Genomic DNA, 16,519 nt, shown 5'->3' on the forward strand with positions numbered 1-16,519 from the left:
TTTTCCCTTCCATTTCTGCAATACTTTGAGTTAAAAGTTGATTTAGTTGGATTTTTTCTATATTTAATTCTACAGTTCCGCTTGTTGCTTTAGCTGCTTCAAATAAATCTTCAATAAGAACTTTTAATCTTTTTGATTTTTGATCTAAGATTGCAATATAATCATTTAAATGTTCTGGTTTAACATCTTCTTGTTTAAGCAAATCAACATAATTTAATATGGAAGTTAAAGGTGTTTTTAAATCATGCGAAACATTTGTTATAAGCTCACTTTTCATTCTTTCACTTTTTAGTTTTTCATCTATTGCATTGTCTAATCCTTCGCTTATATTATTTATATTTTCAGCTAAAGTTGTGAAATTATCATTACCTTGTATTTCTATTTTATAGTCAATTTTTCCATTTTTTATTTCTTGCATACCTTCCATTATTACATTTAAATATATTAATTTTTTAATAACATATATAACTATAATAATTATTGCAATGCTTGGAATTAAAACTGAAATAATTAATTCCAAGAAAGAAATGTACCTATACCAAGTTGCGTATAAAAATGCCATATTTAAACCTATTATTACAATAGATACTACTCCCATTAGTATAAATCTAGTTATTAAAGGTGTGCTTTTTCTATATTTTTTAATACTAATAAAAAATTTATTTATTGGTTTAAATATCTTTTTTATTAAGCTATTTTCAAATATATCTTTTTTATTTGTACGTCCTATAAAGTTTTCAATAAAAACTAAAATTGTTAATGCAAAGACAAATTTTATAGCAAATGATGGGATATAACTAAATTTAAGATTTGAGCAATAGCCCATTATAGATATAATTAATAAATTTATTTCTAATGGTATTTTATTATATAATGATTTTTCTGATTTAAACAATCTTGATTTATTTATTAAACATAATATTGAAGATATAATTCCAACTAAAAATGTAGTTATTGAAATTAAAATTAATTTATCTATTTTGTCTTTATAATGGATAAAATTATTATAATAATTTAGTAAATCATTGTCATAGAAATATTCATCTTTGCTATTTTCAATAGGTTTTTTAGGAAGTGCCATATTTATTATTACATTTTCACCATATAGTCCTTTAAATGTTCTTCTATATACTTGTGTGACTTTTTTATCATTATCTATAATTTTAGTATACAAAGTCTTATCATCTGTAAAATCAACTTCTATATTACAATAATCCTTTTCTTTTGATTTAAATTCATTCATGTTTTTATGTTTTGTATTAGTATAAATTTTATTGTTTGATTTATTTTCAATAAAGAATTTTGTTTGAGTTACATTTTTTAATACGTCTTTAGCCCCATTTCTATCTTCATCATAATATCCCTTTTCTGATATTGTTATAGGAATTGTGAAAATTATATTTTTTAAAAATTCATTCTCAAATATTGCAGTTTCATATAAATTATCTGAAATTATCTTTTTATCTTTATTTAGCAAAGTTCCTGGTTTTACTATTTTGTATGCCGTACCAGAAAAAATCTCCTGTGTATTTACAAAAAATAAAGACCATGATATTGTTGCTATTATCAAAAATACATATTTTAAATTTTTACTATTTATATTCCTCATCTAATCACCCTTTTAATTTTATAATTTTTCTACCTTGTAACCAACTCCCCATACAACCTTTAAGTATCTCGGTTCCCTAGGATTTATCTCTATCTTTTCTCTTATCCTTCTAATGTGAACACTTACCGTATTGTCAGCATTAAAACAATCTTCTTTCCAAACTCTTTCATAAATCTGCTCTATTGAAAATACCTGCCCCTTATTAGCAATCAATAAGTTTAATATTTTAAATTCTATTGGAGTTAATTTGACACTTTCCCCTTCTACAAAAACTTCTTTTGTATTTTTATTTAACGTTAGCTCCCCACTTTTTAATGCCTCATTATCATTTATATCCTTATTATTGCTCCACTTAAGATATCGTCTTAATTGTGATTTTACCCTAGCTATAAGCTCTAATGGATTAAAAGGCTTCGTTATATAATCATCAGCTCCTATATTAAGTCCTATTATTTTGTCACTGTCTTCACTTTTAGCTGATACTAATATTATTGGTATGCTTTTTTCTTCTCTTATTTTTATAGTAGCGTTTATACCATCTAATTTAGGCATCATAATATCCATAAGTATTAAGTGTATATCATTATTTACTAATATATCTAAAGCCTGCATACCATCGTAAGCTTTAAGTATATTGATGCCTTCATTTCTTAAATAAAGTTCAATAGAGTCTACAATCTCTTTATCATCATCTACTACAAGTACATTTCTCATATATTCCCCTCACTTCTTTTATTCATCTTTGTTTATTATACACCATCCCTTTCTTGTATTAATTTTTGTTATATATATATACTAAAGTCAAAATCTTACGAAAAACTTATCCTAATTCTTAAGATTTTCTTAATAATTAGGATAAATATAAACATCTTCACTAACGCTTTGAGCAACGTGTTGGTCAACCACTTAAGGATAGTTTACATAGGTTTTTAATATATGGTGTTCAATAAAACATTGATTTTCCTTTATTTTCCATTAATGTTATAATATATGTATATAAGAGTACAATGTGAAAAATAGGAACGGGATGTACCATTGGAGGCCTTTGGATTGAGGAGAGTCTCCTTGCAAAAGTTGTAGGTTCATTAGGAGTAGTTATGTCAACTTGTCCTGGAGGAATATGTTCTGACTATAATTATATAAAAGTAGGAATTAAATTTTTAGCACCTGGTACAGCTCAGCAATACAAAATATAAGATTTCAATAGGAGAAATATTTAAAATGAAGATCCTTATTCTAAGAATAATAGCAACAGTATTAACTTTAATTTTACTTACACTATTTTATGTAGGCAAAATCAGTTCAATGGTTTTTTATAGTACACAAATAACATTATTAATTGTATTTTCTTTTTCACTTAAAATTTTAAGCAAAAAAGATAAATAATCCTATAGTTTTTAATATTATTGAACATAAAACATTTTTTATCGTGAACTCTTATTACAATTCAATGACTATAGTTAACTCAATAGTAGGATGTTCAAGAAATTATATTGATATTTTTATGTACAACTCCAAGATATCATATCTCAGCAACATTGGCTTTTTTAGGTGAAATAATATAAAAAAACTATTAATCTTATGGTTATATTTGGTAATATGAACTAGGTAAGATGTATTTAACTAAGGAAGGTGGGTATTATGTTTGATATTTTTAGTATAATAGGTCTGGTTTTGGTTTTAGGTGTTTTATATTCAAGTTCTAATAGGTATCATAGACTAGTTAAATTAGAACGTCTTGAAGATGCTGGAATTTCAGATGAAGAATATAAGGCTTATGATAAACGTTTAAGATTAGAGTGCATTTCGCTTGTTCTTGTATTTGGAATTGCTACTATTGTTAATAAATTTGTAAGTATTTTAATAGTTGCTATAGTTATGTTTATATTAGGGTTTACACTTAAGGTACTTCTTGATAAATATTTTCCTATACCGAAATAGCATATATATATAAATAGGTGTCAGAACTCTACAGTAACGACCTTATAAAAACGAATAGTGCATTAAATATAATAGTAGTTTCTAAATCTATTTTTATAGAATAATTTCAATGTTTAAATAGTGTTGTATAAACTAAAAGAGCGATAGACTACTTACAAAGGCTAATTAATAGATTATATAAAACGTGTATAGCGAAGTTTTTTTACGTACAAGGATTTTATATTCATTAAAAAACTATGGATAACCTATGAATAATAGTAATACTAATGCATTTGGAAACGTAAAAAATGACATTTTGAGCAACGGATGTATCTGAAGCGGGAGCGAAGGTATATCGTTGGCGACATGAGCGAAGCGAATTTTTTATTATATTGAAAAATTTCTATATTAACTTTGTGAAAAATAGTAAAAGGGATTGGGGATTTTATGAAAAAAAGAATGATAATGGGATTATTAGGAGTGTACATGCTATTAATGACAGCGTGTAGTTCAACAAATAGTATAGATGTAAATATATTAGCTACGACTGATTTGCATGGGTATTTACCTTATGAGTTAACTTCTTATGTAAAAGATGAAAAATCTAAAAATAAAAATACGATTTTAGTAGATGGTGGAGATTTTTTTGATTGGGGTAAAAGGGGCTCAGCTATGAATAAATATTTTGATTCGAAATGGAGCGATGATAAATATGATTCGAGTTATCTAGAAGTTCCAATTGCAAAAGAAATGAAAGAAGTTGGATATGATACTGTGGTACTTGGTAACCATGAATTTATAGAAAATAATAAATTTCAATTAGATAATATGGTATCTGATTTTAAAAAACAAGATATAGATGTTCTATCCGCAAATACATATAAAAAAAATGGAGAAAATTATGTAAAACCTTATGTAATAAAAAATATTTCAACGCCTGAAGGAGACGTTAAGTTAGGAGTATTAGGACTTACTATACAAGAAGTAGGTAAAACCTATGATACTTTAGCAAATGGAGATGTAAAATCAACATCTGAAGGATTAAAAGATTTTCAAGGTTACGATGGTAAGTTGTATATGGGTGATTTAGTTGAAGATGCGAAAAAATGGGTAAATGTTATGAAAAAAGATAAACCAGATATTATAGTAGCTGTTGTACATTCTGGAGAAAAAAGTGAAAAAATTAAATACCCTGGAAATAGGATACAAGAACTAGCACAAGAAGTTGATGGTATAGATGCCATTGTAGCAGGTCATACACATAAGGAATTTGAACAACATGATTATAAAAATAAAGCTGGTGAAAAAGTTATGGTTACTCAACCCGGAAAATATGGAGAATGCATTTCCAAAATTAATTTCAAATTTGAAAAAAATAATAATAAATGGAATGTAATAGATAAATCTAGTAAAATAGTTAAATTTAAAAAAAGTGAAGAAGATAAAAATTTAGAAGATTTTGTTGATAAAGTTTTAAAATTTATTGATAAAAATGAAAAATCAGATAAAAGTCCCAAAGAAATTAATTTAAGTGATTTAACCCCTTTTGATTGGGACAAGGCGTATGTATTTGAGCCATATACTTCACCTGAGAAAATATACAAAACTATAGGCTATAAGTGGCAAGATATTAAAAAAACCGAAAGTGAAGATATGATACAAATGATATTTATGAAAAACAATAAGGTTGTTTGTTACTTATATGGCTATGAAAAACATTTCCTAATGGATTTTCAATTTGACAAATCAGAATATAAAGATAATGTTGTAACTATTTACCCTAAAGAGAATGATAAGTTTAAAGTTAATATTGATCAACTGTGGCTTACTGCTCACTTAAAGCATCTATAAAAAATACTCTATGGATATTTCTTAGTATCATAAATATCTTATTAGCAATTTTATTAAAGTGTGAATCAAGTAGAGTAATAGTTATGTTATTACTCTATTTTGTTGTTCAATAAGGGTTATTTTAATATAATACAGATAAATAGACGTTTATGGAGGGGAAAATGAAACAAATTAAATCAAAACTAATATTAAGTACATTTGATGGAACAATGAAAAAACTCAATATTAATCAAAAATACACCGATAGTGAAGTAGAATTTCATATCAAGTATTATAATGAAGAAGATATATTAACTAATGCTTCAATTATCTTTAAAGGAGTTATTGCCATTGATTTTGAAATAAATTACTTTGATAATTTTATAGGCTTAGAATTATCTGGATTTTATGAGATTTTTGATACTACAGCTAAAATAAAGATGGTAGAAAAAATATTTAATAACCGTTTAGAAGGATATTTATATCATGGTAATTATGATTATGACCCTAAGGATGAAAATGATATGTTAAATTGCAGAGAACCATTAAATGAAGTAGTAGAAGAAATAGATAAATATAAACTATATCAACAACAAACACAAGGTGGCATTTTTTATATTTTAGCATTAAGTCATGAAATTTGCTTATAGATTTTATACAGTTGAATTAACAATTATATAGAAATATTTTGCTTAACTAATTATATAAATTCCAATTTATATAGTAGATTAAATTAACTTTAGGCGAATATTTTTAATATACTTAGAGCTAAGGAGCATTAATGAGTGATGCTCTTTTTAGTGTTCAAAAAACATTTCTTATCATAAACACTTTTGATATATGTAAAAGATAAAAGTGTCATAACTTTAAGTTTTTGATACTTAGTTTTTATATACTGTTTTAAATACCTAAAGTAGTGTCATTGTTTAGTATCATAAGTATACATAACTAAAAAAGGCAGATTTCTCTGCCTTTAATTAATTTTATCTTTATATTATATATGCATCTGAAAAACCTTTATCTTTGGCTATTTTTACTTGATTTATAGCATTATTTTTATCTTTATAAGCGTCAGTACAAACCTTATACAAAGTATCATCATTAGATTTTTCTAACCCAAATAACTCTATTAAATTATCTTTAATTGCAGCAGCTATAACTTTAATATTTCCACTAACTTTTAACCTTAATCTTTTTGGCCTTAAATATTCTCGATATCGTGCAATAATCCTATATGTTATGTACAAATAAGTTTCACGATATAGTGACATGTCTAAATTATTTTATAAAGAACTAATTTTAGGGTTCCATCATCTCTTTTATTTTTTTGTAGTCTGCATCTGACTTTAATGGATAAATAAATTCTTTAGAAGGAATAAAAGTGTTACTTGAAAAATCTATTAACTCAGAATCCATTGAACTTATATAAAGTTTACTTTTATCATGAGTTAAATCAAAATCATATACTTCATTACGTGCATCATCTGGGCTAGTTGATAAAGATGCCGAATATATATCATTATCAGTGTAATTCCCATCTTCATCTGGAAACATATAAGAATCCATCGGAAATAGATAATAATCTTTATTTTCTATAGTAACCTTACCACGTAAGACTTCACTAAATTTAAGTCTTTGCCAAATAAACCTCTCTTTATATACTTTTCCATCTACTTTAACATCAATTTTTTTTACTTTATTTCCAATTTCATAAACTTGTACATTTTCATATGTATGTTTAAATGCTCTAGGCCAAAAATATAAAGTTATTCCTATTATTATTACTACCATTACTATTGCTGGTTTATGTAATTTTTTCATTTCATTATTCACCCCTTATATTGTCATATCTTGATTTAATGTTACCACTTTTATTTTTATAAAATCAAACAAATAAATTGTAACTATTCATAAAAAATACATTTTAAGACTGCTTAATTTTCAAGTGAAAATTTCATAAATTTATTTATTTTTATAGATAAAAAGTTTAAACTAAAAGAAATTAAGGTAAGAAGGAAAATGGTGATTTATGGAATTTCAAATAATTGATGTTAGAAATAGCAAGATTAATGTGCCTGTTACATACAGATATGAGTATGATAGATGTTTTTATAGTTCATCTAACTTTAAAAAGGTTGTTTATACTCAAAGAGTAGGAACAGGTATAAAATTAGATAACAATTAGGAGATTATTTATGAAAAAGAAAAATAAGGCTTTTTTGACATCAGGATTTATAAATGTAATTTTATTAATAATTGTGTTTGCATTATTCAACTATAATTTTATAGAAAATAGTGTGAAAAATATGATAATAGTAGGGGTAGGTATTATTATTTTTGAATTTATAAAAATAATAATACTAGAAAAATATTATAATTTATAAATAAGCATAATAAAAATATGACCTATCTCGCCCATTTAGTTTTAAAGCTACAATGGATTTAATAGTAGCTAGAAATATATTTGCGTCTAATGGCAAAGATTTAAAAACTCTATTAGACGCAAAAGTTGTTCAAACAGAAACTACAGACTATGGGCTTGTAGTTGCGTAACATATGAAACGTTGCTCAAAGCATCTAAGAAATGTCCCTATGAGATAATGAGGGGCTTTCTTAGCATATTTATAGATTAAACAAAGGAATAAGTCAATAGAACTAGATTTAGTGCAATTAGTGGCTCATTTAGGTTTTCTCGCTATTATGACAATGTATCTATCGGTACATTATGTAATTACCCTCTCTTTGTTTGTAATCTAATAATATTATTTACTACCTAAAGGGTATAGTACAAGCTTTATTTATAAAGAAAACTCACCTAAACCAAATGAAAATACGTTTAATGATAAAGCTTAATCCAAAATATAGTAGTCCCATACCAAGCAAAAATAATAATGCTAATGCACCAAAAAATATAAAATTCTTCAAATATTATCCCCCCTATAATTTAATCTTTATTATATCTCGCTTATCTATATATTTACCAAAACTTATCAAGTTCTATCTCATGAGCCAACTCTTCTTGCTCTTCTTTTTCATATTCAATAATCTTATTCTCTAAGCAACCCTTAAAGAATTTGTATGAATTAACCTTAATATTATCTACATCATCTCTTTCCATAGTTATTGATATAGCATCTTCAAAAGCCTTGTCCATATATTCATTCTTAAAATCTATGGCTTTAAAGTCCTTTTTAAAACTTCTCAAAGTCCCTTTAGTAAATACAATTTCATTCTTAGATATCTTAGTAGCTTATATAAAATATATATAAATAGTCTATTTTCATTCAAAGTTATATTGTATCTGGATTTAACTAAATCATTATGTTTCATTAAAATCTCTTATTTTTCTTCCATTTTAATCACTCTTCAAAGCAAATATATCATGATGAATAAACATATACAAGTTTTAAAGTTGTCTACTTTAAGTACTGATTTGTCTACCTAACGTACTAATTTGTCTACTTTCACCCTCTACATGCAAGTAATTCCAATATGTGTATACCCTCTAAATACTTTAAATGCTTTAAATACTTTTTTAAAATACAGTAAAGACTAGTAAAGATCCTTTTTAGCAACGGACGCAGTCGTTGGCGATATGACCGAAGGGAATTTTTCTGTACTAATCTGTCCTATTTCTAAAAATAAAACAAAAATATAAGACAAATTTCTCTGCCTTTAGATTTCACGTTATAGTGATGTTATTTAACAAACATCTGCTGCTCCTTTTTAAAACTTCTACTTCTTTAATTAATTCTGTTTTCAGTTATAATCTTCTATAAAAACTATTTTCTCCTACATCTAATACAATTTAGGTTTAAAATGTATTTTACGGAACAGTATTTACTTTAGTTTAATTAGGATTAATTTTACACTATAATTATAGTTATTAATTATTATGTAATGCAAAAGGGGGAAAATCATATGAATATTATTACAGTTACAAAGGACAATTTAGAACAAGAACACATTTGCTGTGCAATAGCTAATAATAAAGACTGTCAAGTACAAGCAAAAAAATCTTGGCTTGGCAAACTATTTGATGATGGAATTGTATTCAAAAAAGGAGATGTCAGAGGTAAATGCTTCATTGAATACATACCTTCTGAGATGGCTTGGGTTCCTATTAAAGCCGATGGATATATGTTTATTAATTGTTTCTGGATATCAGGAAAATTCAAAGGTCATGGAAACTCTAACTTACTTTTAGATGAATGTATCAAAGACAGTAAAGCTAAAGGTAAAAAAGGACTTGTTGTTCTATCTTCAAAAAAGAAAATGCCTTATCTTTCTGACCCGAAGTTTTTACGATATAAGGGATTTGAATCTGTAGATACAGCACAACCGTACTATGAACTTCTTTACTTACCTTTTGATACAAATGCATCTAAACCTTGTTTTAAGGATAGTGTAAAAAAGCCTTATATAGAAGAAGTTGGGTTTGTGCTGTTCTATTCTCATCAATGTCCATTTACTGCAAAATACGTTCCAATTATTGAAGGTATTGCAAAAGATAGGGATATTCCATTTAAGGCTATTCGATTTGAATCACGAGAACAAGCACAAAATTCACCAGCACCATTTACAACTTATAGCCTATTTTACAATGGAGAGTTCTTAACAAATGATATTTTATCTGAAAAGAAATTCGAAAAAATTATTACTCAAATGGGTTTATAAATATATAAGACATAAGTCTGATTAGTAGATTTGTTAATTATAAATCTAAATGATATTGGTGATGTTTAATATTATCAATATCATTTTTGTGTTCAATAAAACATTACTTTTTATATACAAAAAAACTACAATTTGAGGACTGTAGCTTAAATCAAAAAAGACTTCAAGTGTTTAAATTACTTATTTTTACATTTACACTCTTTTCTTTCCATTTATCAAGTTTTTTACTATATATATTTTTTACATGTTCTAAATCTATAATATTATCGTAGCTTTGGCTTATTATTGCACTTGCCACTATTATAACATCTAAACATTCTTCCACTACATCCTCTTTTGACTTGTTCTTATACCCACATCCGCAGGCATTAGAATAACTCAATACAGCTTGAGCAACTTCTCCTACTTCTTCTCATAGTTTTAATGTTCTTTCTACCAATATTTTTTTATCTATTGAAGTTAACCTTTGTATTTATTCAAAATTTACTAGTGCCTTGTTTTCCATTTTAAATCCTCTTTGATTTTTAAAACTTCTACTTCTCCAGCTAATTCTGTTTTCAGTTATCATCTTCCATAAAAAATATTTTCTCCTGCATCTAATACAATTTAGGTTTAAAATGTATTAGATGCCATAGTTAGATTTAAACCTTGCATTACGAGGTTTGTTGTTTTACTATATAAATATAAATACTTGTAATACGAGGTTTAAAGAATTGAGGTTATAAAGTTATGGAATTAAATAAAGAAATTTTAAAAGGACATATTGATACATTGATATTAGCAATACTAGAGAAAAATGATTCTTATGGTTTTGAAATAGCAAAAACAGTTTTAGACAAAACTACATTTGAGTTAAAAGATGGAACTATGTATATATGTCTTAAGCGTCTAGAATCTAAAGGATTAATAGAATCATATTGGCAAAGTAGTCAAGGTCCAGGTAACAGGCGTAAGTATTATAAAATTACAGAAGATGGAATTAAAAATTTAGATTTGAAGGTTCAAGAATGGGATTTTGTTAAAAATATTATGGAACAATTTTTAAAGGGGAGAATTTAACATGGTAATAATAGATAATTATTTAAAATCATTATATAGTGATGACAATAGTAAGGAAGTATTAGAGCTTAAAGAGGAATTAAGGGAGCACTTAATATTATCTTCAAATGAATTTATTCATAAGGGATATAGTAATGAAGAATCATATAAAAAAGCTATTGAAAAATTTGATGGTGGCTCAGATATGATAAAAGAACTACATAGAATGCTAAAAGAGAACACAGATAAAAATATCAAATATACTAATAAAATCAAAAATATTTTCAGAAATATTTTTATAGTTGGTGCACTCATATCAATGTTAGGTTTATGGTCTCCTATTAGTGTTCAGAATTATTTTTTTGACAAACAAGATACACTTGTTCAAAATGTTGAAAATGAAATAATGAAAATAAAAGATATAAATACTATAGATACATATAAAAATGAATTGGATAAAATGTTAAATAGTAAAGAGTTTAAAGATGTAATGTGGCTTAAAATTTATACTAATATTCCGAATAATACTCCGAATAATGAAATGCAAACTATAGATCCTGAAAATTACATACCAATAAAAAATTTAAAATATAATTACAAAAATGAAAAATCTTCAAATTCAATATCACGTACATCTCAATATGCGAGTATGTTAAATGGTAAGTCATCTAGTGATAATAAAATTTATTATGTGTTACAAATGAATTCATCACAGGAAAATATACTTAATAATGTTCTTATTGCTACTATTTTTATAAGTATAATATCACTTATGATCTATATGTATCTATTAGTTAAATAAAAAAATATTGAATTATGAATCTATAGAGTAATAGCATTAAGTTTATTACTCTATTTTTTACGTACACGGATTTTATATTCATTAAAAAACTGTGAGATATTTTATTGAACACAAAATAGAGCAATAATTTTTGATGTTATTACTCTCATTGATTCATAATTTGATAAAATTACTAACTATAAGTCGATTTTCAAATCATAGTTTAAATCATAAGATGTAAAACTATGTATCAGTTTTGCTTTATCATCATTAGGTTTTAGAATATATTTATTCAACCAATATACTATAGCCTCACCTCTATAGCATAATCCCATTCTTTGACCATTTTTATAATGCCAAAATGGATGTTCATCTTCAGTATTATCAATCCAATTATAGAAAGATTGTTTTATTTCATACTTATCAATATATATACTTTCTGGACAGTATATATAATCAAAATCGAAATCCCCTTCAAACTTAACTCTTATAATCATATATTTATAATCCCTTCATATTTAAATTTTAATTTATATATCTATTAAATCAGATTATTATTATTATTAATATACGTAAATCAAATACTATTCCGTAAGAATACATTTTAAATATAGTATTTTCCCATTTGTACAATTAATCAAATGATAAAAGGAGGAATAAGAAATAGAAGTTAAACTTTTAATGACATTCTCAACAGAAGGTGAGAAAAAAGTAAGTTTATTTGTAACAGATCCAAAAGAAGATTTGACAGAAGCACAAATAAAAGCTGCAATGGATTTAATCGTAGCTAAAAATATATTTGGCACTTTTATTATGTCTCTTTATAATAGTCTACAATACCAAGACTTTATTGACCATGTATGAGATGAATATACTGCATAATACAGAAGTTAATTAATTTGTTCGTTTTATATTTAATCGGTCCTACAAATTGGAATTTGTTATTATTCACAACTCATAATTACATATTTCATTTTAATTGATATAGACTTTAATAAATAATTCATCAACCAAAATGTAGCTATATAATAACATACAAAAAAACTTATACTATTAATAGTCATTACACTCTCTAAAATTAGTAAAATACAATTAATTATGCAAAATAATAATTGGAAACTATAATAAGAATCTTTTGTAACCTTCATTTTATTATTATTTATAGTATAAATAATAATTTTCTTTTTATATGATATTAAACTATATATAAAGAAAATCAATGGTATTAGAATTGCATAAACCACAAGTACTATATATTCCATTTAAATCCCCCTTTTTAAAATTTATTTCTAATCTACATTTTATTGATTTTATTTTTTAATATTGAAATCATCTTCTCAAGTACATATCCTAAAATATATGCTATTGCACAGTATTTTAAATATACATTTGCAGAATCATTCATAAATATTATTATTACAATAAAAAATGCAGTAAGTGATGTAATCAATGGAATTATACATCCTATTTTTTTCCTAGAACACATCACTCCCTCTACAAAAAAAGATACTGGTACAATACCTACTAATCCAATTATAAATACTCCCTTTAATCCAAAAACACATCCTAATATGACTACTACTAACATAGTTGTTATAGGAATAAAATTCCCAAATACACTTTTCTTCACACTTATACTCCCTCGCCCCATTTTTAAAATTCTTATTATATAACAATTATTTTTAACTTAAAATAATCTCACCGCCAAATTCCTATTTATATATAATATTATACAAACAATCTTTAATTCTCAACATATTATACTTTGTTCATTAAATTATCATCTATAATAAAATCGATATACTCATTGGTATTGCTAAACTTGAACAAACTTCGGTGCAATTTTGCAGAAAAAACGCAGGTTGGCCTAAAGACCCTTTTTCTGTACTAATCTGTCTTATTTCTAAAAATAAGACAAATTTCTCTGCCTTTAGATTTCATGTTATAGTGATGTTATTTAACAAACGTCTAGTGCTCTTTTTAAAACTTCTACTTCTTCAGCTAATTCTGTTTTCAGTTATCATCAAACTATTTCAAGGTTCTCTTATACATAAATTATATTAGGTATGAATCTGAAAATCCTTTATCTTTGGCTATTTTACCTTGATTTTTAGCCGATTTATGCGCTTTATCTTTATATTAAATCTTGCTTACTATTTATTTTATCTCCTAAATAAATTACTTTTTTGACTTTCTTAATTCTCTTAATTTTTTTTGGCTTTCCATTGCTTTTTTGCAATTATATTCTGAAATACTAAAAACATTCTCAAATGGAATTATAATAACTTTATTTATTAAATTTCATTATAGTTCAAATTAATGTGTAATCTTTGCAGCAAAACCCTTTTATCTATATTTATATTTTATCACAATGGCATATTTATTTTTTCACTATAACGTGACTTTTACCAAAACTTATCAAGTTCTATCTCATGGGCCAACTCCTCTTGCTCTTCTTTTTCATATTCAATAATCTTATTATCTAAGCAACTCTTGAAAAACTTATATGAAGTAGCCTTAATAGTCTCTACATCATCTCTATCCATAGTTATCATTATTGCATCATCAAAAGCTTTTAACATATATTTATTCTTAAAATCAACTTCTTTAAAGTCCTTTTTAAAACTTCTCAAAGTCCCTTTAGTAAATACACTTTCATCTGGAATATATAAATCACTTTCATTCTTAGATATCTTAGTAGTTTCAACTTTTACATCCTCTACAATAGGTATATCGCTTTTAATTGCACAATCTTTTAATTTAATAGGTTTAGGTATTTTATTAACAGTTTCATCATCCTTAGTAAAATACTTTCGCTTGTCCAAGTCCTTAACTATAAAGTCAATAGAATCAACTTTTCTACCAACCTTATTTTCTTTTATATCTATCTCAAAATATCCAATATTATTAAGCTCCTTTACAGCAGGTATTATAATTCTTTTTTTAAAATCTGCATATAATGTGTATTTTTCCTCTATTTGAAGTAATTCTTTTAATTCTTCAACTCTATAATTTATAATTTTTTTCGTACCACTCCACACTCTCAATAAATCATATAACCTTTGAGCATAGTAATTATTCATACCTAATTTCACAATTAAGTTAATCGGTGTATGACCTTCCCTTTTGTCATAATAATTTTGTATCAAAGCATATATTTCCTCAGTTGCTTTAACCGTAAAAGTATCAGTATCTTCATCATATGTAGCACCATTTATTAGTCCAAATCTATGCCATTTATATTTATCCTTATTTTTGATTTTTTCAGCTATTAAAATTTCTTTTATTCTTAAAGATTCTAATAAATCACTTACACCCTTTATTGTCTTATCTTTTTCTTTACCTATAAGAGACCTTAATTCACTCCTATGTATCTGGCAGCTTAAAATACCTTCTTTTTCTTTTTGAAATTTATATAATAAAAGCTCAAATACTCTATTTTGAACTAAAGTTAAATTATATTTAGCTTTGACTAACAAATTATGTTTCATCAATATCTTTATATCATCATCTGTTCCTAAGCATTTACTTAAATCATTTTTGTTCATTTGTCACCTCTCCTTTTTCAATATAATAAATAATACTATAATACGGTAAATATGACAATGATTATTGAATGTGTCATATTTATCACTTCCCATATGTCATAATAAACTTCTCAAGTGTCATATTAAATTTCCTATATGTCCTATTTAGACTTCCCATATGTCATAATAAACTTCCTATATGTCATAATAGACTTCCCATATGTCATATTTAGAATCATAAACCTAAGTAATACCAGTCGTTTCATATATGTCTAAATACTATTAAATACTATTAAATACTTTCTTAAATACTATTAAAGACTAGTAAAGACTAGTAAAGGTCATTTTTCTGTACTAATCTGTCCTATTTCTGTCTATATTTTAAAGCTACATAAACACTGATTTTGTTACTATACTCTCATACTTAGAAATATGACAAACAAATTTCGAAAACAATATTCCACAAAAATAATACTCAACTATATTTTAGGACTTAACATGAATCATCTAATACAATGAAATTAATCAAACGATAAAAGGAGGTAATAACATGCCAGATGAAAGATTAGTTTCAAGCATAGTAGAAATTAAAGAAGGTTCTTCATTAAAAATGAAATTTGACTGTGGCTTAAATAACGAAGGAAAGACAATAGTAAAATCAAGAACTTACTCAAATGTAAAAGCAGATGCAGTTGCTCTTAATGTTTATCATGTTGCTGAAACATTACAATCACTTCAAAAACACAAATTAATGTCAATAATAAAGCAAGATAACACAAATTTAAGTGCATAAGAAAATTCGCTATGCTAATATCACCAACGACCTTAGAACGCAGGTCCGTTGCTTAAAAAATATTTTATAAAAGGAGGAATAAGAAATGGAAGTTAAACTTTTAATGACATTCTCAACAGAAGGTGGGAAAAAAGTAAGTTTATTCATAACAGATCCAAAAGAAGATTTAACAGAGGCACAAATAAAAGCTGCAATGGATTTAATAGTAGCTAAAAATATATTTGCCCCTAATGGCGAAGATTTAAAAACTCCATTAGAAGCAAAAGTTGTTCAAACAGAAACTACAGACTATGACCTTGTAGTTGCGTAACACATGAAACGTTGCTCAAAGCACCTAAGAAATG

General features: G+C 25.7%; 22 protein-coding genes. 12 read left to right on the forward strand and 10 right to left on the reverse strand.

Translation table 11 applies throughout. The features are described from left to right. The coding region (locus AC11VW_RS00005; protein WP_484299336.1) for a sensor histidine kinase at nt 1-1,609 on the reverse strand (1,609 nt) is incomplete at its 3' end. Between the two features lie 18 nt (nt 1,610-1,627). Then, nucleotides 1,628-2,323: a response regulator transcription factor gene (locus AC11VW_RS00010; RefSeq protein WP_484299337.1), complete on the reverse strand. Its 696-nt coding sequence runs from the start codon at nt 2,321-2,323 to the stop codon at nt 1,628-1,630. 927 nt (nt 2,324-3,250) lie between these two features. Between AC11VW_RS00010 and AC11VW_RS00015 the strand changes: the two genes are divergently transcribed. The 3 genes from AC11VW_RS00015 to AC11VW_RS00025 all read left to right on the forward strand — a co-directional run bounded on the left by AC11VW_RS00015 (nt 3,251) and on the right by AC11VW_RS00025 (nt 6,009). Further along, nucleotides 3,251-3,550, forward strand: a complete 300-nt coding sequence (locus AC11VW_RS00015; RefSeq protein ID WP_484299338.1) for a hypothetical protein — start codon at nt 3,251-3,253, stop codon at nt 3,548-3,550. Nucleotides 3,551-3,976: 426 nt separating this feature from the next. Next, the gene (locus AC11VW_RS00020; protein WP_484299339.1) at nt 3,977-5,380 is read left to right on the forward strand and encodes a bifunctional metallophosphatase/5'-nucleotidase; all 1,404 of its coding nucleotides are present in this window, start codon (nt 3,977-3,979) and stop codon (nt 5,378-5,380) included. A gap of 161 nt (nt 5,381-5,541) precedes the next feature. Further along, the gene (locus AC11VW_RS00025) at nt 5,542-6,009 is read left to right on the forward strand and encodes a hypothetical protein (RefSeq protein WP_484299340.1); all 468 of its coding nucleotides are present in this window, start codon (nt 5,542-5,544) and stop codon (nt 6,007-6,009) included. 339 nt (nt 6,010-6,348) lie between these two features. On the opposite strand, the gene AC11VW_RS00030 is transcribed toward AC11VW_RS00025, so the two are convergent. Both AC11VW_RS00030 and AC11VW_RS00035 read right to left on the reverse strand, forming a co-directional pair. Next, entirely contained in the window at nt 6,349-6,606 is a 258-nt protein-coding gene (locus tag AC11VW_RS00030) for a hypothetical protein (protein WP_484299341.1), read from the reverse strand. 52 nt (nt 6,607-6,658) lie between these two features. Then, nucleotides 6,659-7,180, reverse strand: a complete 522-nt coding sequence (locus AC11VW_RS00035; RefSeq protein WP_484299342.1) for a hypothetical protein — start codon at nt 7,178-7,180, stop codon at nt 6,659-6,661. A gap of 208 nt (nt 7,181-7,388) precedes the next feature. Between AC11VW_RS00035 and AC11VW_RS00040 the strand changes: the two genes are divergently transcribed. The 3 genes from AC11VW_RS00040 to AC11VW_RS00050 are packed head-to-tail and all read left to right on the forward strand — an operon-like array spanning nt 7,389 to nt 7,912. Beyond that, a complete protein-coding gene (locus AC11VW_RS00040; protein ID WP_484299343.1) occupies nt 7,389-7,544 on the forward strand; it encodes a hypothetical protein in 156 nt (51 codons plus the stop codon). 10 nt (nt 7,545-7,554) lie between these two features. Next, a complete protein-coding gene (locus AC11VW_RS00045) occupies nt 7,555-7,743 on the forward strand; it encodes a hypothetical protein (protein ID WP_484299344.1) in 189 nt (62 codons plus the stop codon). Nucleotides 7,744-7,795: 52 nt separating this feature from the next. Then, nucleotides 7,796-7,912 carry a DUF2922 domain-containing protein gene (locus tag AC11VW_RS00050; RefSeq protein WP_484299345.1) on the forward strand — a complete coding sequence of 39 codons (117 nt, stop codon included), beginning with the start codon at nt 7,796-7,798 and terminating at the stop codon, nt 7,910-7,912. Between the two features lie 424 nt (nt 7,913-8,336). Here the strand turns inward: AC11VW_RS00050 and AC11VW_RS00055 are convergent, their stop codons facing one another. Both AC11VW_RS00055 and AC11VW_RS00060 read right to left on the reverse strand, forming a co-directional pair. Next, the gene (locus AC11VW_RS00055) at nt 8,337-8,564 is read right to left on the reverse strand and encodes a hypothetical protein (protein WP_484299346.1); all 228 of its coding nucleotides are present in this window, start codon (nt 8,562-8,564) and stop codon (nt 8,337-8,339) included. Beyond that, complete coding sequence (locus AC11VW_RS00060; protein WP_484299347.1) at nt 8,561-8,689, reverse strand: RepB family plasmid replication initiator protein; 129 nt, start codon at nt 8,687-8,689, stop codon at nt 8,561-8,563. The genes AC11VW_RS00055 and AC11VW_RS00060 overlap by 4 nt, the downstream gene beginning before the upstream one ends. Before the next feature lie 591 nt (nt 8,690-9,280). Between AC11VW_RS00060 and AC11VW_RS00065 the strand changes: the two genes are divergently transcribed. After that, nucleotides 9,281-10,036 (forward strand): YoaP domain-containing protein, encoded by a 756-nt coding sequence (locus tag AC11VW_RS00065; protein WP_484299348.1) that lies wholly within the window; start codon nt 9,281-9,283, stop codon nt 10,034-10,036. 163 nt (nt 10,037-10,199) lie between these two features. On the opposite strand, the gene AC11VW_RS00070 is transcribed toward AC11VW_RS00065, so the two are convergent. After that, entirely contained in the window at nt 10,200-10,418 is a 219-nt protein-coding gene (locus tag AC11VW_RS00070; RefSeq protein ID WP_484299349.1) for a hypothetical protein, read from the reverse strand. Nucleotides 10,419-10,765: 347 nt separating this feature from the next. Here AC11VW_RS00070 and AC11VW_RS00075 point away from each other — a divergent pair, with 347 nt between their 5' ends. Both AC11VW_RS00075 and AC11VW_RS00080 read left to right on the forward strand, forming a co-directional pair. Beyond that, a complete protein-coding gene (locus AC11VW_RS00075) occupies nt 10,766-11,095 on the forward strand; it encodes a PadR family transcriptional regulator (RefSeq protein WP_484299350.1) in 330 nt (109 codons plus the stop codon). Nucleotide 11,096: 1 nt separating this feature from the next. Next, nucleotides 11,097-11,876 (forward strand): permease prefix domain 1-containing protein, encoded by a 780-nt coding sequence (locus AC11VW_RS00080; protein ID WP_484299351.1) that lies wholly within the window; start codon nt 11,097-11,099, stop codon nt 11,874-11,876. 176 nt (nt 11,877-12,052) lie between these two features. On the opposite strand, the gene AC11VW_RS00085 is transcribed toward AC11VW_RS00080, so the two are convergent. Next, on the reverse strand, nt 12,053-12,352 hold the full coding sequence (locus tag AC11VW_RS00085; protein ID WP_484299352.1) for a hypothetical protein: 300 nt from the start codon (nt 12,350-12,352) through the stop codon (nt 12,053-12,055). Nucleotides 12,353-12,536: 184 nt separating this feature from the next. Here AC11VW_RS00085 and AC11VW_RS00090 point away from each other — a divergent pair, with 184 nt between their 5' ends. Continuing rightward, the gene (locus tag AC11VW_RS00090; protein WP_484299353.1) at nt 12,537-12,719 is read left to right on the forward strand and encodes a DUF2922 domain-containing protein; all 183 of its coding nucleotides are present in this window, start codon (nt 12,537-12,539) and stop codon (nt 12,717-12,719) included. Between the two features lie 430 nt (nt 12,720-13,149). Here AC11VW_RS00090 and AC11VW_RS00095 read toward each other — a convergent pair whose 3' ends face one another. Then, complete coding sequence (locus AC11VW_RS00095; RefSeq protein WP_484299354.1) at nt 13,150-13,485, reverse strand: hypothetical protein; 336 nt, start codon at nt 13,483-13,485, stop codon at nt 13,150-13,152. Nucleotides 13,486-14,260: 775 nt separating this feature from the next. Then, the gene (locus AC11VW_RS00100) at nt 14,261-15,403 is read right to left on the reverse strand and encodes a replication initiation protein (protein ID WP_484299355.1); all 1,143 of its coding nucleotides are present in this window, start codon (nt 15,401-15,403) and stop codon (nt 14,261-14,263) included. Between the two features lie 529 nt (nt 15,404-15,932). Between AC11VW_RS00100 and AC11VW_RS00105 the strand changes: the two genes are divergently transcribed. Together AC11VW_RS00105 and AC11VW_RS00110 are read left to right on the forward strand one after the other, a co-directional pair. After that, entirely contained in the window at nt 15,933-16,175 is a 243-nt protein-coding gene (locus tag AC11VW_RS00105) for a DUF1659 domain-containing protein (RefSeq protein ID WP_484299356.1), read from the forward strand. Between the two features lie 85 nt (nt 16,176-16,260). Then, a complete protein-coding gene (locus AC11VW_RS00110; RefSeq protein ID WP_484299357.1) occupies nt 16,261-16,485 on the forward strand; it encodes a DUF2922 domain-containing protein in 225 nt (74 codons plus the stop codon). The last annotated feature ends 34 nt before the right edge of the window (nt 16,486-16,519 follow it).

Source organism: Romboutsia sp., assembly GCF_056995035.1.

Coding starts and splice junctions, on each gene's coding strand:
- AC11VW_RS00010 (WP_484299337.1), bottom strand. CDS start 2,323: ATGAGAAATGTACTTGTAGTAGATGATGATAAAGAGATTGTAGACTCT.
- AC11VW_RS00065 (WP_484299348.1), top strand. CDS start 9,281: ATGAATATTATTACAGTTACAAAGGACAATTTAGAACAAGAACACATT.
- AC11VW_RS00100 (WP_484299355.1), bottom strand. CDS start 15,403: ATGAACAAAAATGATTTAAGTAAATGCTTAGGAACAGATGATGATATA.
- AC11VW_RS00025 (WP_484299340.1), top strand. CDS start 5,542: ATGAAACAAATTAAATCAAAACTAATATTAAGTACATTTGATGGAACA.
- AC11VW_RS00040 (WP_484299343.1), top strand. CDS start 7,389: ATGGAATTTCAAATAATTGATGTTAGAAATAGCAAGATTAATGTGCCT.
- AC11VW_RS00015 (WP_484299338.1), top strand. CDS start 3,251: ATGTTTGATATTTTTAGTATAATAGGTCTGGTTTTGGTTTTAGGTGTT.
- AC11VW_RS00060 (WP_484299347.1), bottom strand. CDS start 8,689: ATGAAACATAATGATTTAGTTAAATCCAGATACAATATAACTTTGAAT.
- AC11VW_RS00050 (WP_484299345.1), top strand. CDS start 7,796: ATGGATTTAATAGTAGCTAGAAATATATTTGCGTCTAATGGCAAAGAT.
- AC11VW_RS00080 (WP_484299351.1), top strand. CDS start 11,097: ATGGTAATAATAGATAATTATTTAAAATCATTATATAGTGATGACAAT.
- AC11VW_RS00110 (WP_484299357.1), top strand. CDS start 16,261: ATGGAAGTTAAACTTTTAATGACATTCTCAACAGAAGGTGGGAAAAAA.
- AC11VW_RS00020 (WP_484299339.1), top strand. CDS start 3,977: ATGAAAAAAAGAATGATAATGGGATTATTAGGAGTGTACATGCTATTA.
- AC11VW_RS00075 (WP_484299350.1), top strand. CDS start 10,766: ATGGAATTAAATAAAGAAATTTTAAAAGGACATATTGATACATTGATA.
- AC11VW_RS00085 (WP_484299352.1), bottom strand. CDS start 12,352: ATGATTATAAGAGTTAAGTTTGAAGGGGATTTCGATTTTGATTATATA.
- AC11VW_RS00105 (WP_484299356.1), top strand. CDS start 15,933: ATGCCAGATGAAAGATTAGTTTCAAGCATAGTAGAAATTAAAGAAGGT.
- AC11VW_RS00035 (WP_484299342.1), bottom strand. CDS start 7,180: ATGAAAAAATTACATAAACCAGCAATAGTAATGGTAGTAATAATAATA.
- AC11VW_RS00045 (WP_484299344.1), top strand. CDS start 7,555: ATGAAAAAGAAAAATAAGGCTTTTTTGACATCAGGATTTATAAATGTA.
- AC11VW_RS00090 (WP_484299353.1), top strand. CDS start 12,537: ATGACATTCTCAACAGAAGGTGAGAAAAAAGTAAGTTTATTTGTAACA.